This window comes from Desulfocurvus sp. DL1XJH-121, assembly GCF_054819825.1.
Genome location: NZ_JBTVWW010000027.1, coordinates 1 through 12,555 on the forward strand (window position 1 = coordinate 1; position 12,555 = coordinate 12,555).

Annotated in this window: 16 protein-coding genes; 10 read left to right on the top strand and 6 right to left on the bottom strand. The window is 65.9% G+C overall.

Annotated features, from left to right (window positions below; genetic code table 11):
• Nucleotides 1-396 precede the first annotated feature (396 nt).
• Nucleotides 397-762, top strand: coding sequence for a hypothetical protein (locus ACYYG1_RS15175; protein ID WP_461211180.1), 366 nt, complete (start codon nt 397-399; stop codon nt 760-762).
• A 53-nt stretch (nt 763-815) separates the two neighbouring features.
• Here ACYYG1_RS15175 and ACYYG1_RS15180 read toward each other — a convergent pair whose 3' ends face one another.
• Together ACYYG1_RS15180 and ACYYG1_RS15185 are read right to left on the bottom strand one after the other, a co-directional pair.
• Complete coding sequence (locus ACYYG1_RS15180; protein WP_461211181.1) at nt 816-2,033, bottom strand: ABC transporter substrate binding protein; 1,218 nt, start codon at nt 2,031-2,033, stop codon at nt 816-818.
• Nucleotides 2,034-2,307: 274 nt separating this feature from the next.
• Entirely contained in the window at nt 2,308-3,039 is a 732-nt protein-coding gene (locus tag ACYYG1_RS15185) for a hypothetical protein (RefSeq protein WP_461211182.1), read from the bottom strand.
• A 663-nt stretch (nt 3,040-3,702) separates the two neighbouring features.
• Here ACYYG1_RS15185 and ACYYG1_RS15190 point away from each other — a divergent pair.
• Together ACYYG1_RS15190 and ACYYG1_RS15195 are read left to right on the top strand one after the other, a co-directional pair.
• Nucleotides 3,703-4,149 carry a hypothetical protein gene (locus tag ACYYG1_RS15190; protein WP_461211183.1) on the top strand — a complete coding sequence of 149 codons (447 nt, stop codon included), beginning with the start codon at nt 3,703-3,705 and terminating at the stop codon, nt 4,147-4,149.
• Between the two features lie 163 nt (nt 4,150-4,312).
• Nucleotides 4,313-4,531 (top strand): hypothetical protein, encoded by a 219-nt coding sequence (locus ACYYG1_RS15195; protein ID WP_461211184.1) that lies wholly within the window; start codon nt 4,313-4,315, stop codon nt 4,529-4,531.
• 211 nt (nt 4,532-4,742) lie between these two features.
• Here the strand turns inward: ACYYG1_RS15195 and ACYYG1_RS15200 are convergent, their stop codons facing one another.
• Entirely contained in the window at nt 4,743-5,219 is a 477-nt protein-coding gene (locus ACYYG1_RS15200) for a Crp/Fnr family transcriptional regulator (RefSeq protein ID WP_461211185.1), read from the bottom strand.
• 95 nt (nt 5,220-5,314) lie between these two features.
• Nucleotides 5,315-5,497 carry a ferredoxin gene (locus tag ACYYG1_RS15205; RefSeq protein ID WP_461211186.1) on the bottom strand — a complete coding sequence of 61 codons (183 nt, stop codon included), beginning with the start codon at nt 5,495-5,497 and terminating at the stop codon, nt 5,315-5,317.
• Nucleotides 5,498-5,751: 254 nt separating this feature from the next.
• Between ACYYG1_RS15205 and ACYYG1_RS15210 the strand changes: the two genes are divergently transcribed.
• The 3 genes from ACYYG1_RS15210 (at nt 5,752) to ACYYG1_RS15220 (ending at nt 6,946) form a co-directional block, all read left to right on the top strand.
• On the top strand, nt 5,752-6,111 hold the full coding sequence (locus tag ACYYG1_RS15210; protein WP_461211187.1) for a response regulator: 360 nt from the start codon (nt 5,752-5,754) through the stop codon (nt 6,109-6,111).
• Nucleotides 6,112-6,278: 167 nt separating this feature from the next.
• On the top strand, nt 6,279-6,503 hold the full coding sequence (locus ACYYG1_RS15215; protein ID WP_461211188.1) for a hypothetical protein: 225 nt from the start codon (nt 6,279-6,281) through the stop codon (nt 6,501-6,503).
• Between the two features lie 170 nt (nt 6,504-6,673).
• Complete coding sequence (locus ACYYG1_RS15220) at nt 6,674-6,946, top strand: hypothetical protein (protein ID WP_461211189.1); 273 nt, start codon at nt 6,674-6,676, stop codon at nt 6,944-6,946.
• Here ACYYG1_RS15220 and ACYYG1_RS15225 read toward each other — a convergent pair.
• A complete protein-coding gene (locus ACYYG1_RS15225; protein ID WP_461211190.1) occupies nt 6,943-7,224 on the bottom strand; it encodes a hypothetical protein in 282 nt (93 codons plus the stop codon). The genes ACYYG1_RS15220 and ACYYG1_RS15225 overlap by 4 nt on opposite strands.
• A 213-nt stretch (nt 7,225-7,437) precedes the next feature.
• Here ACYYG1_RS15225 and ACYYG1_RS15230 point away from each other — a divergent pair, with 213 nt between their 5' ends.
• The 4 genes from ACYYG1_RS15230 to ilvN all read left to right on the top strand — a co-directional run bounded on the left by ACYYG1_RS15230 (nt 7,438) and on the right by ilvN (nt 10,994).
• Entirely contained in the window at nt 7,438-7,821 is a 384-nt protein-coding gene (locus ACYYG1_RS15230) for a cupin domain-containing protein (protein ID WP_461211191.1), read from the top strand.
• Nucleotides 7,822-7,865: 44 nt separating this feature from the next.
• A complete protein-coding gene (locus ACYYG1_RS15235) occupies nt 7,866-8,702 on the top strand; it encodes a helix-turn-helix domain-containing protein (protein WP_461211192.1) in 837 nt (278 codons plus the stop codon).
• Between the two features lie 296 nt (nt 8,703-8,998).
• Nucleotides 8,999-10,696, top strand: a complete 1,698-nt coding sequence (gene ilvB / locus ACYYG1_RS15240) for an acetolactate synthase large subunit (protein ID WP_461211193.1) — start codon at nt 8,999-9,001, stop codon at nt 10,694-10,696.
• On the top strand, nt 10,683-10,994 hold the full coding sequence (gene ilvN / locus ACYYG1_RS15245; RefSeq protein ID WP_461211194.1) for an acetolactate synthase small subunit: 312 nt from the start codon (nt 10,683-10,685) through the stop codon (nt 10,992-10,994). The genes ilvB and ilvN overlap by 14 nt, the downstream gene beginning before the upstream one ends.
• An 84-nt stretch (nt 10,995-11,078) precedes the next feature.
• Here the strand turns inward: ilvN and ACYYG1_RS15250 are convergent, their stop codons facing one another.
• Nucleotides 11,079-11,519 (bottom strand): flavodoxin, encoded by a 441-nt coding sequence (locus ACYYG1_RS15250; RefSeq protein ID WP_461211195.1) that lies wholly within the window; start codon nt 11,517-11,519, stop codon nt 11,079-11,081.
• Between the last annotated feature and the right edge of the window lie 1,036 nt (nt 11,520-12,555).

Genomic DNA, 12,555 nt, shown 5'->3' on the forward strand with positions numbered 1-12,555 from the left:
CGTACCCCAACCAAGGGCGGCATGACCACGCTCATTTCATGGCCTACTGTCAGGTGATAACCATCTCAGCACAGGCAAGACAGTTAGAATCTTCGACAAACCGCCTAGGGACGTATACTCCGAACTGATAGACTGCTTCGACCCTGAACCGCTTCCAGATACAGGAGGCACCCTAAATTGGCGCCACTGCCTCCCTCCCCCAAAAAACAACCCCACCTCTTAGCCGAGCCACCTTGCAGCGCTTGGGCATGACCAGGAAGGAATACTGCGGCTAGCCTCAGACAGAAGCCCCAATTTTCGCCCCCCACCCCCCTCTCCGACGCAGCCGGAACAACCTCATGACCGGTTGACAAAAAATTCCGCGCAATCCATGTTTATCGTTAGGAGAATTTCCCTATGGGCGCGGCATTTACCATATCTCGAAGGCACGGATACGTGGAAATGGACCTGCGCGGCGAAGTGGATTTTGAGGTCGCCAAGCGGATGTGGGAATCCGTGCTCAAGGAATGCGTCGACTCAGGGCAGAAGAAAATTCTTGGGATATGCGAACGGTCGAATTCCTGGTCTCTCCAGAATGAGCTTGAGTTCGTCAACTACTTTACGGGCCTGGATCGGATCCGCGAATACAGGATCGCCTGGATCGAGATCACTTCAGCCAACTATGAAGAGATTCGGTTCACGGAAACCTTGTTGAGAAACCGGGGAATAGTGAGCCGCACGTTCCAGAACATCCATGATGCGGAAGCATGGCTCTTGGAATGAATTCTCGCCCGACGGCGAATTGAAATCTTCGACTTCGAAATGGCGGCCGAGGCCTATTGCCCGGCCTCCGGCTCCCACGGCGGATCGATGGTGTTGACGACGCTGCCCGCGGTATCGACCAATTCGGGCGGCGGGTCGTATCCAATGAATTCGGCCGTCTTCATGTTGATCGCCAGCCGGAAATGGGAGTCGAAGATCTGGTCCAGGTCCCGAGGGCGTGCGCCATTGAGAATCTGGGCCATGGTCTGGGCGTAGAACCTGCCCACCTGGTCGAAATCCCCCTCGGCAATGGACATGAGCACCCCGCGCTCCACCAGATCGGGGCCCCGGGTGGACCATGTGGGCACGCGGAACCGCGCGAAGATCGGAAGCGTCTGCCCCACGTGGGAGGGCATCGCGCCCGTGTGGTCGTCGTAGACGAACGCGTTCACCTCCGGGGCCAGCTTCCTGGCGCAAGCCACGTATTTCTGCATGGCCAGCACGGTGTCCATGGGGCTGTTCGCATTGGGGGCCTGGCAGGTCACCAATTCGAACCCGCCCAGCCGGGCCGCGGCCTTCATCTCGTTCAGATAGGCGTAGGCCCTGCCGTGCACGGTCTCTTCGTAGATCAGCCCCAGCCGCGAGAACTTGAAGATGTCGTGGAACAGCAGGATCTGGCGCAGCACGCACGTGGGGTCGGTGCGCACGTGCACGTGGTCGTAGCCCGAATCCCCGACGTAGGGGATGATCCCGGCGGTCACGGGGCTGGAGGTGGACATGACCATGGTCGGCACCCGATGGTCGTTGTTGACCAGGTCCAACCCCGCCCAGGACCCCAGGGCCCAGACCAGGTCATAGCGCTCCTGGGCCAGCAGCCCGAGCATCAGGTCCCTGTTCTCCCTGCGCAGCCCGTCCTCCCAGTGGGCGGAGAGAAAGCCGTCCCTGGGAAAGACGAGATAATCGCTTTTGGCCTCGGTGGACAGCCACTTCCAGAGCGTGGCGGTGCCTGCGCCCCCCCGGCAGCGGGGCAAGGGCGCGGGCTCGATCCAGCCCATGTCCATGAGCGCCTGGACCGTGGCCCGGAGCGAACTCTCGTAATCCGCCCATGGCCCGCCTTCATAATAGGCTATGCGCCATTTCGCGCCCTGGTTCAGGCAGGGCGAAACACCCTGGGCACACGCCTGGCGGACCGGAAGCACGGCGAAGAAAAACACCGTAAGCGCCACCGCCGCCACGCGGAGCACGCCCGCCCTGCACAAAGAACCGGAAAACGGCATTCCCCGGCGCACCATGTCATCCCCCCCTGGCGGCGACACCGCAACACGCCCTCGTCAAGGACGATACTGGACGAATCGGCCCATCGCTCCATGCGCGACATGCAATATCACATTGCTTTTCCGACGAGCATGAAAACGAACGATACGACCGCAGTCCGTCAGCAAAGAACGAAATACTCCACAACGTATACAATAAAACAGATTCACCCCGGGATGTCCAGACGACAAAAAATGCCCGGCCGGGAGGGCCGGGCACGACACGAAGGACGGCGCGGGACCGGTTCGCTCCCTATGGGCCGCCCTGGCGGGCCTGCTCCCGCCCGTGGCCCGGCCGCCGGAAGAAATAGCGTTCGCAGCCCGTGTCGAGGGTTTTCAGGAAGAGATTGGCGATCTCGAAGAAGACCTTGTCCTCAAGACGCGCAAAATCGAGGCTCTCGCGGTATTCCAGCTCCCAGAGCTTTTGCAGCGAGCCGTCGCGGTATGCGATCTCCAGGCCCTCCTGGACCCGGCGCGCGGCCTCGCCGCCGTCCCTGTCCGTGAAGAAGAAACACGGCAGCTTGTAGTAGAGCCCCAGGCGCTGGTTCATCTCGAACTCCCACAACGGACGGTAATGCTCGTATTCGCCTTTGACCTCGTTGACGCCGCGCGAGAGCAGGTCGAAACGTCCCTGGGAGACCATCTTGAACAGGCAGGCGTAGTCTGGCACGGCCACGACGTCCAACCCGGCCCGGCGCAGGATGTCCACGTCCAGCCACCCGCAGCCCAGGCCGATGCTGAAGGCCCGCAAGTCGCCCAGGGTATGGACGCGATCCAGGGCGCGGTTGATTTCCGGGGAGACGAAGAACAGCCTGTAGCTGACGATGCCCAGGTCCACGGGAAAAGCCGCATGGGGAAGCCTGGCGCACATCTCGTCGTTGGGCGAATGCTTGAACATCGGGTTCACGAGTTCGCCGGTTTCCAGCATGTGCAGGGCCCGGGAAAAATTCATGGCCGGGCTGGGAACCAGCCCGTAGCCCCCCATGCGCCGCGCGTCTTTTCCAGGGCCAGGGCCAGGACGCGGTTGTCGTAATCGTAGCGAGTGTCCCCGGGGCTCTCCGGGGCCCGGTACGTCACCACCAGGTCTTCCGCGGCGGCCGGGCTCGGACAGGGGCCGAAGGGCACGGCCAACGCAAACACCAAAAAATCTCTGTAAGTTTCTTCATCGGTTCCGCTCGTAGTGCCCCCTGCTAACACTTATGAATTGTTTTGAATCGTCGTTGGAGGATCATGCGGCACCCAGGGCGCCGCCCAGGGTTTCCCGAAATTGTACAATAAAAAATTGAGATATGCCAGAGTCGGATCCACTCTTCACGGAGCGTGAAGGATTCCGGGCGGTATCATCCGAAGCGGACCGTCGGGTTCCCCGGCCGCGCCCGCCCCGCAAGCAGCGCCCCGCAAGACGCCGGGGCCGTTCCCGGCCTGCCACGTCAGAAATCGCCCCCGCCCCCGCGAGGCCCGGATTTCTCCCCGCCCCCTTGCCGTAATGTCCTTGAACTGGTAACAAGGGGACAATTCAAAAATCCCCGGCACCGGGCGGCGTTTCACGGACGGATGCGCCGACGCCGGGGCGAAACGGCGGGAGGACCGGCCAGGGCTTCGAGTCATGAACACCATCTGCAAACCCCTTATTTCCCTTCAGGGAGCCATGCGCGTCGCGCCCGCCTCCCTGTGGGGCAAGTTGTTTTCCGGAACGGAGAGATTCCCCGAGTTGGCGGGCCGCACGGTCCACTTCGCCCTGGCCCACGTGCGCCCGCGCGCGGACGGGGCGCGGGAATTGATCCTGATGCAGTGCGCGCGCGTGAGCTTCGACCCCGCGGGCGCCCCCGTGACCATGAACATGTCCCTGGTGGCCCTGCGCGGCCCCTGCCTTCTGGAACCGGAGGCGCGCCCGGAGCCCCGGGCGACGAAGTTCAGCCAGGAGCCCCACTACTGGTTCCCGGACGCGCAGGAACTCGCGCGCATGGCCGAGGCCCTGGCCCCGCGCCCGGATCTGCGGGCCGAAATCCTGGGCGCCACCCTGCGGACCCTGCGCGCGGCCCCGCCGCCGCATCTGGCCGTGCCGCACGCGGCGGAACGCCGCGCCCAGCACTGACCGTTCCGCATCCTCCACGGCACGCGCCCCGCGAGATTGTTGCGCGCCTGGTGCGCGGCTGCTATCGTGCGCCCTCGCGACCCGGGCTCCGCCACCGGCCGCGCGCCACGGGCGACGCATTCCCGCGCCGTTCGCGAACCCCTCGCCACAGGCTGCGTATCACATGGATTTGAAGGCGACCCTCAAGCGGGCCAGGAGCCTGGCCCTGGAACAGGACCGGGACATGGTCGTGGGCGACGACGGCACGGGCTCCTGGATCATCGCGCCCTTGGACGACCCGCGCTCCGATGGCCTCTCCCCCGGCCTCATCGTGGACCGGGGCGGCCTGCGCTACCCCGAGGACCACGACAAGGCCGTGGCCCTCATGGCCAAGGGCCTCTGACCCTCCCAAAGCAAAAGCTCCCCGCTACGGGGAGCCTCTTCCCTTTCCCTACTAGATGGACTTCCCCCAGGCACAAGCCCGGCGGGCTGTTCAGAAGCGTGCGGTCGCAAGGCGCAAGGGAAATTGAAGGCCGACGTGTATTCCCATACACGAGGGTTTCAATTTCCCGCAGCAACGCAGCGGACGTGCGCTTATGGACAGCCCGCCGCCGCTACATCATGGAGAGCTTGCGATCCGCCGCCTGCAACCGCTTGGCCGTGATGCGGTAGACATGGACCATGAGCGGGAAGACCACGGCCAGGGGCAGGTTGTTCAGCGCCGTGACGTGCAGCTGGAAGAGGATGCAGTTGGCCGTGGTCACGGCGTCGGCCGAGCGCTTCTCGTGCAGGAACGCGCCCATCTCCCCCAGCATCTCGCCCCGGATCGCCGCGCCCAGGACCTTGCCGTCCTTGCGGACCTCGGCCGCGCCCTCCAGGAGCACGAAGAAATCGTGCCCCATGTCGCCCTCGCGCATCAGCTTCACTCCCGCCGGGCAGCCCAGCCAGGTCCCGCCCCGGCAGACCGCGTCCAGGGCGTCGTCGTCCGAGAACACGCCGAAAAAGGGAATGGACCTGAGTCTAGCGTAGTCTGCCCCCTCGGGCACTTCGATAAGATACTTGGAGAGATCGCATCCATTGGCTTCGGGCATGGGGCCTCCTTGGGCTGAATCGCTTCTTCCGGACCGGGGCCGACCGCGAAAAAACCGGCCCCGCGCGGGGGCCGGTCCTCTTCACTGGCACACGCCTAGTCCCTGGAAATCGCTTCCGCGGGACAGGAATCGATGGCCTCGTCCACACAGTCGGCGGAACTGCCCGGATCCTTGACCACGGCCTTGTCCCCGTCGTCGTTCATCTCGAACACGTCCGGGCACAGCTCCACGCAGGATTCACAGCCCATGCATTCGTCTTCATCGATCCTGATCGCCATGTCTCTACCTCCAAAGCTATAAATTGATGGTCCGACTTATCTCGGCTTATAATTAAATCCCGCAATGCTGACTAGGGGTATTTCGCATTTCCGACGCTCCGTCCCCAAAATTGCGCTTCCCGTGCGTCCAATCCCGCCGCCCCCCTTGACACGATTCCAGAATCCGTATAACGAGAGGAAAATTTAAAAAACCCCTGTGAACCGCTGAAATTTGCGGAATCCCAGCCGTTAAAACGGAACATGAAGGAAAGCTTATGCATATTCTCCTGGCCGAGGACGAATGCGTCACAAGGGAGAGCGCCCGCATCACCCTGGAGGACCACGGGCACCGCGTCACCGCCGTGACCAACGGCGCCGCCGCCCTGGAAGCCTTCTCCGGGCAACCCTTCGACATCGTGTTCATGGACATAAAGATGCCGGGCATGGACGGCCTGGAAGCCACCAGGCGCATCCGGGCGGCCGAGGACCAAGCCCAGAGGGTGCCCATCATCGCGCTGTCGGGCTTCAGCCACGGGGAGCTGCCCGAGTACGAGTCCGCGGGCATCGACGACCTCATCGAGAAACCCTTCAAGTACACCCAGCTCCTGAGCACCCTGCGGCGCTACAGCGCCTGAAGCCCCCGCGCGGCGTGCGCGCCGCCCTTCCCGGCCCCGGGTCTCTCGCCGGCCCGCCGCCCGTTTCCCGCACCCGTTCGATTTTACCCCTAAAGCTCCTGCGGCTTTTGCCGATAAGAAGGGAAAGGCGGTATTGCGTGCCGTGGCGGCCAAGGAGGGGAGAAACCATGAGCATACCCATCGACGGCGGCCTCGACGTGGCCGGAGGCTTCGGCAGCGGGGAGCTGCTGAGCTTCAGCGCGGACACCTTCGGGGCCCAGGTGGTGACCAAGACCCTGGACTACATGAACGACGACCCGATGGGGGGTCACAACTCGGATTACGACTTCCAAAAAAGCGTCCTCAGCGCGGTGTACACCGGCTCGGGGACCATCCTGGACGATCTCGGCTGAAGAGCCGGCGCCGGGCCGGATGCCCCTTTTGCAAGCGAGAGCCCCCCTTGGCGAGGCCAGGAGGGGCTCTTGTCTTGTCCGGCGGTCCTTTGACCTGGGCCCCGGATTATGAGAAATGGTCCCTCACGGCCACCCGGCCATCTTGCACACCCACAACCACGGAGTGTCCCATGACCCGCGTCACCGCCGTCCTCCTGGCCCTCTCACTGCTCATGCTCCCCGGCTGCTTCGGCGGCCCCAGCGAGGGTTGGCACAAGAAGGGCTTCACCAAGGAGCGCATGGACATCGACCGGGACAACTGCGTCTGGGAAGCCACGCACAAGGACAACGGCGACGGCACGGTCACGCTCCTGACCCCCTCCGACGAGGAGCTGGAGGCCGCCGTGGGCCGCTGCATGAAGGACAACGGCTACGCCTGGGGCGTACCCGAGGACAAGGACTAGTCCTCGTCCTCCTCCAGTTCCAGCAGGCCCTTGTCAGCGGCATAGCCCAGGAACTCGGAGATGATCTGTTCGCCGTCCGCGAAGAGCAGCAGGACCTCGGCCCTGTCCCGGCCCTGCATCCTGTTGGCCACGAAATCCTTGAGCCCCAGGGCGGCGGCCACCTTCACCAGGTCCGCATACTGCTCGTCGCCCATGAACAGGGAATACAGGCCGCCTTCCAGTCTGCCGATTAATTCTTCCGTATCCAGGGACTCCAAATTCACGGTTTCGTCCGTCACGGCGGCCTCCGCTTCTGCTGCAGGGGAAAAAACACAAGCGCGGCCCGCCGGACGACCCGGACGGCGCGCGCGTCTTCCCCGATCATACATCCCCGGCCGCTTGCGCGTCAAAGCCCACGCCGCCCCGCCCCGGTTTCCGCAAGATCGGACAAGACCGCCGGCCCCCGCGCAGGGCACAAGGCCTCCATGGACATCAACCCAAGGAGGACCCCAATGAACGATATCCATGCCATCGAATGCGGCTGCGTGGCCGCGCCCTCGGGCCGCCACGCCGTGGAAGGCCGCCCCTGGAACGCCCATCCCGCGTTCGCGGGTGTCAGCCTCAAGGACCTAGTGCTCGGCGCGGACACGCAGGGCAGGTTTTCCTGCCACCTGGTGCGCGTGGAGCCGGGCTGCGTCCTCAAGGACCACGCGCACCCCGAGCAGACCGAACTGCATCAGGTGGCCGCGGGCGCGGCCGTGTGCATCGTGGACGGAAACGAACTCGCCTACCGGCCCGGGGAGATGGCCGTCATGCCCCAGGGAGTGCGGCACAGCGTGACCGCTGGCCCCCGGGGCGTGACCCTGGTGGCGACCTTCAGCCCGCCCCTGAAGTAGGCGGCCGGGGCCCGGCCCGGAAGGAAAAGGAGCGCGAAGCCCGCATGGCATCCGCGAAGCACAGCCGAGGCGCCAGCAGCGTGCGCGTGATCCCGGTCCCGGACCAGGGAATCAGCGCCGTGATCGGCCTGGACGTGGACGGCGCGTTCCCGCGCCACGCCCACAGCTGCCTGGTGGTCGGCATGGTGGACCGGGGCCTGCGCCTGGTCCGGATGCACGGGCGCGAAACCCCGGTGCGCGCCGGGGAACTGTTCGTGATCCCGCCGGACCGGGGCCACTCCTGCCGGACCGGGGACGGGCCCCATTCCTACCGCCTGCTTTGCCTGCCCGCCGGGGTGCGCCCGGACCTGGGCGCGGTTTCCGGGCCCCGCGTGGCCGACCCGGGGGCCGCGCGGGTCCTGGACGCGTTCCTCGGCCTGCTGCCCCCGGACCCAGCGAACCTGGCCGAGCGCGAGGCCGCCCTGCCCGCCCTTCTGGACCTCGTGGCCCGCGCGGCGGACACGGGCCCCGGAGACGCCGTAACGCCACAGGACCACGGCGGGGTGCGCCGGGCCGCGAGCGCCATCGCCCGGGACCCCGCCGCGCCCCACAGCCTGGACGACCTGGCGCGGGTGGCGCGCCTGAGCAAGTTCCATCTGCAGCGCCTGTTCGTCTCCGGCACGGGCATGTCCCCGGCGGACTTCCGCCTGCACTGCCGCATCCGCCAGGCCCTGGATCTCCTGGACCAGGGCACGTCCCTGGCGGACACGGCCCTGGCCTGCGGCTTCGCGGACCAGAGCCATTTCACCAAGGCCTTCGCCCGCGCCGTGGGCGCGCCGCCCGGGCGCTTCATGCGCGACAACCCGCCTCACGCCCGGGCGAAAACGCACAAAAAGAGCTGAAATTTCCGCCATCCTCTTGACGAGCACCCGGAATGCGGGTAGCGATGTTCTTTAAGCATCAAATTTTCAATGGAGATTCCCATGCAACGCCTGTCCGCCCTCGCCCTAACCGGGGTCCTCGTAAACGTAGTGGTCGTAGTACGCGACCACAACGCGCTGGCGCTGTAGCGGGCAAATTCTCCAAAGTTCAAGGCAGAACTGAATTTCACACCCCGTCGGCGCGAGCCGGCGGGGTGTTTCGCCTTCCATGGGGAGGCCTCCCGCCGCCGCACCGCGGAACATCAAGGAGGCCGATCATGCACATCATGACAGGAGCCGAAGCCGTCGTCGGGCTTCTGGAACGGCAGGCGATCCGCATCATCCCGGGCATCCCGGGCGGGGCCAACCTGCCCCTGTACGACGCCCTGTCGCGCAGCAGGCTCATCCGCCACGTCCTGGCCCGCCACGAGCAGGGCGCGGGATTCATGGCCCAGGGCATGGCCCGGGCCACGGGCTCGCCCCAGGTCTTCCTGGCCACTTCCGGCCCGGGAGCCACCAACACCCTCACGGCCCTGGCTGACGCCAAGCTGGACTCCGTGCCCCTGGTCTGCATCACCGGGCAGGTGGCCCGGACCCTGATCGGCACCGACGCCTTCCAGGAAGTGGACACCTACGGCATGAGCATCGCGGCCACCAAGCACAACTTCCTGGTGCGCTCCGTCGAGGACCTGCTGACCATCATCCCCGAGGCCTTCCGCATCGCCGCCTCGGGCCGCCCCGGGCCGGTGCTCGTGGACATCCCCCGCGACGTGCAGACCGCCAGCCTGACCTTCGAATCCTGGCCCGAGCCCGGCCGCGCCGACCCGCGCCCCGAGATATCCGACGGCGCCCTGCAGGCCGCGGCGGCCATGATCAACACGGCGGAGCGGCCCCTGATCTACGCGGGCGGCGGAGTCATCCAGTCCGGGGCCGCGCGCCTGGTGCGCACCCTGGCGGAGCAGGCCTCCATCCCCGTGGCCTGCACCCTCATGGGCCTGGGCGCCCTGCCCTCGGAGCATCCGTTGTGCCTGGGCATGCTGGGCATGCACGCCGCGCCCTACACCAACATGATCCTCGAGGAATGCGACCTGCTCATCGCCCTGGGCGCGCGCTTCGACGACCGCGCCACGGGCAAGGTCGACCAGTTCTGCCCGGGCGCGCGCATCCTGCACGTGGACATCGACCCCTGCGAGCTGGACAAGATCAAGGCCACGCGCCTGGGCGTCACCGCCGACGCCGCCCAGTTCCTGACCCGCGTCCTGCCCATGGTCGCGCATGACCGCCGCCAGCCCTGGCTGGACACGGTGCGCAGGCTGCGCGCCGCCCATCCCATGATCCTGCCCCACGCCGACGACCCCACCAGCTCCTACGGCATCATCAAGGCCGTGGCCGGGCTGCTGGACGAGGACGACATCATCGCCACGGACGTGGGCCAGCATCAGATGCGCACGGCCCAGGCCTTCCCCTTCAAGAAACCCGGCCGCTGGCTGACCTCCGGGGGCCTGGGCACCATGGGCTTCGGCCTGCCCGCGGCCATCGGCGCGGCCCTGGCCCGGCCCGAGCGCACGGTGGTCTGCTTCACGGGCGACGGCAGCCTGCTGATGAACATCCAGGAGCTGGCCACCGCCGCCGAGCAGGGCGTGAACCTGAAGATCGTGCTCGCGGACAACCAGGCCCTGGGCCTGGTGCAGCAGCTCCAGGAACTGCTCTTCGACGACAACCGCTTCGCCACCAGCTACACCAGGGGCACGGACTTCGCGGCCGTGGCCCGGGGCTTCGGCCTGGCGGCCTGCGACCTCACGGGCCTGCCCGACCCCATGATGGCCCTGCACCGGGCCTTCGCGGAGCCCGGCCCGAGCCTCATCCGCCTCCGGGTCCAGGCTGACGACAACGTCTATCCCTTCGTGCCTCCGGGAGCGGCCAACCGCGAAATGATCCAGGGCACCGAAAAAGGAGTCGAACATGCCGACGCATGACGCCAATGCCGCCGCCCAGTCCGGGCTCACCGTGCTGGAGCTGTCCGTGAACAACCATCCCGGCGTCATGAGCCACGTCTGCGGCCTGTTTTCCCGCCGGGCCTACAACGTGGAGGGCATCGCCTGCATGCCCCTGGGCGACGGCTCCCAGAGCCGCATCTGGCTCCTGGTGGAGGACCAGAACCGGCTGCAGCAGATGATTTCCCAGGTTGAGAAGCTGGAGGACGTGCACGCGGTCACGCGCCATCCCGGGGACCACGAGGTATTCGTCCAGCTCAAAGGGGTAATGGGGGTCTGAAGAAGAGCCCCCCCGGCGGGCTTTCGCCGGGGGGGCCGCAGGGGCCGGGACGGGGTGCAAGGCCGCCCCGGCCGAAGCGGAGGACTACAGTCTCGCGGCCACCGAACCGCCCCAGGACTCGACCTCGCCGTTGTCCGGGTCGCCGTCGATCTTCAGGGAATCCACGATGATCTTCGCCCCCAGGTTGGAGGCCTTCTCCTCGATGGCGTCCACCGCGCCGCAGAAATGGGTGTAGGAGGAATCCCCGCACCCGAACACCGCCACCTTCACGCCGTCCAGGCCCGCGCTCTCCAGATCCTCGTACAAAGGCACGAAATCGTCCTGGAGCTCGACGTCCTCGTCGCCCCAGGTGGAGCAACCGAAGAGCACGGCGTCGTAGCCTTCGGCCAACCCCGGGGCGGAGACGTCGGAGACATTGCGAACCTTCACCGCGGCCCCGCCCTGCTCCAGGGCATGGGCCACGCCGTCGGCGACGGTTTCTGTGTTGCCGGTGGTGGAGCCGTAGACGATCAGGACTTTGGGCATGGGAGTCTCCTGGGGGGGTAGTTGGTTGTTGTGGGGTTGTTATTAGTTGAGATTGAATTTCATTGTCAAGATGGATTTGGGGAATTCCCGGCTTTTTGTTGGAGTGGGTGAGGCTGGGGGTTCGGGCGGGGAAATTCGTTGGGGGGGAACAGCTGGTTCTAAAGCTTGCGCTTTAGAACCAGCTGGCAAAGGGGCCGGGGGGCGAACCCCCCAGGCCCCTCTGCACTCCCCTGCCCCCTCTTAAAGTGGAGGCGATACCGCACCCTTAGAGCCATGGGTAACGCCAAGGTTTGTCTTCCCAAGAAGGCCGCACGTGTCGGCGGGGCAGGGGCTTTGGCGGGGCTACGCGATACGCCTCCGCGTCGCCCCTATCGCCCCGATGCGGGGGGTGGGGATGTGCGTCCGAGAGGCACGTTGCTGGAAGAGAATGGTCGCTGGGTCATGACGTCGAGGGTGCAGGCGGTCCCTGCGTAATTCCTCGGGCTACACGGTACGCCCGGGAATTCGCTTTACGGTCCCGATTTCCGGGGTGGGTATGGATGTGCGCCGTTGAAGTCGGCTGATGAGCTTGGACGTTGAGCGGATGAGGGTCGGTATCCGTGGGCATTGCCCGATACGAGGGTTCTTTTCCATGGCCTACCGCATTACTCGTGCCACGCCATCAAGGACTCCAAATCCCTCCGCATGATCCATGCTATGATTCTCAGCCCCGGACCGTAACGCTACTCGCGCCCCGCCCTCCGGGACTCCCCAAGCCCCGGCGCGCTGCCCGGCGTAGCGGCTGTGATGGAAATCAGCGAAGCGAAGCCGGGCTCGTGCGACGGGGCGGCATCACCTGTGCCGCGACACGAGGGGAAGAATCATTGAGGGACCGCACCACCGCCACTTCCCAGCGCCCCATGCGGGTGCGGGGGGCGCAGCGACCTGGGTGGCAACCCCCGAAGCGAAGCCCCCCGTACCCGCATGGGGCGCGGCCGCGTCACCTCCCCCTTCACTCCCGACAAACCAACGCCCTACCCGCGAGGGAACGCGGTGG

What these genes read in the sequence shown, in the direction of transcription:
- ACYYG1_RS15210 (WP_461211187.1), top strand. Translation starts at nt 5,752, where the DNA reads ATGCATATTCTCCTGGCCGAGGACGAATGCGTCACAAGGGAGAGCGCC.
- ACYYG1_RS15230 (WP_461211191.1), top strand. Translation starts at nt 7,438, where the DNA reads ATGAACGATATCCATGCCATCGAATGCGGCTGCGTGGCCGCGCCCTCG.
- ACYYG1_RS15250 (WP_461211195.1), bottom strand. Translation starts at nt 11,519, where the DNA reads ATGCCCAAAGTCCTGATCGTCTACGGCTCCACCACCGGCAACACAGAA.
- ACYYG1_RS15220 (WP_461211189.1), top strand. Translation starts at nt 6,674, where the DNA reads ATGACCCGCGTCACCGCCGTCCTCCTGGCCCTCTCACTGCTCATGCTC.
- ACYYG1_RS15175 (WP_461211180.1), top strand. Translation starts at nt 397, where the DNA reads ATGGGCGCGGCATTTACCATATCTCGAAGGCACGGATACGTGGAAATG.
- ilvN (WP_461211194.1), top strand. Translation starts at nt 10,683, where the DNA reads ATGCCGACGCATGACGCCAATGCCGCCGCCCAGTCCGGGCTCACCGTG.
- ACYYG1_RS15195 (WP_461211184.1), top strand. Translation starts at nt 4,313, where the DNA reads ATGGATTTGAAGGCGACCCTCAAGCGGGCCAGGAGCCTGGCCCTGGAA.
- ACYYG1_RS15215 (WP_461211188.1), top strand. Translation starts at nt 6,279, where the DNA reads ATGAGCATACCCATCGACGGCGGCCTCGACGTGGCCGGAGGCTTCGGC.
- ilvB (WP_461211193.1), top strand. Translation starts at nt 8,999, where the DNA reads ATGCACATCATGACAGGAGCCGAAGCCGTCGTCGGGCTTCTGGAACGG.
- ACYYG1_RS15180 (WP_461211181.1), bottom strand. Translation starts at nt 2,033, where the DNA reads ATGGTGCGCCGGGGAATGCCGTTTTCCGGTTCTTTGTGCAGGGCGGGC.
- ACYYG1_RS15200 (WP_461211185.1), bottom strand. Translation starts at nt 5,219, where the DNA reads ATGCCCGAAGCCAATGGATGCGATCTCTCCAAGTATCTTATCGAAGTG.
- ACYYG1_RS15205 (WP_461211186.1), bottom strand. Translation starts at nt 5,497, where the DNA reads ATGGCGATCAGGATCGATGAAGACGAATGCATGGGCTGTGAATCCTGC.
- ACYYG1_RS15190 (WP_461211183.1), top strand. Translation starts at nt 3,703, where the DNA reads ATGCGCGTCGCGCCCGCCTCCCTGTGGGGCAAGTTGTTTTCCGGAACG.
- ACYYG1_RS15235 (WP_461211192.1), top strand. Translation starts at nt 7,866, where the DNA reads ATGGCATCCGCGAAGCACAGCCGAGGCGCCAGCAGCGTGCGCGTGATC.
- ACYYG1_RS15185 (WP_461211182.1), bottom strand. Translation starts at nt 3,039, where the DNA reads ATGGGGGGCTACGGGCTGGTTCCCAGCCCGGCCATGAATTTTTCCCGG.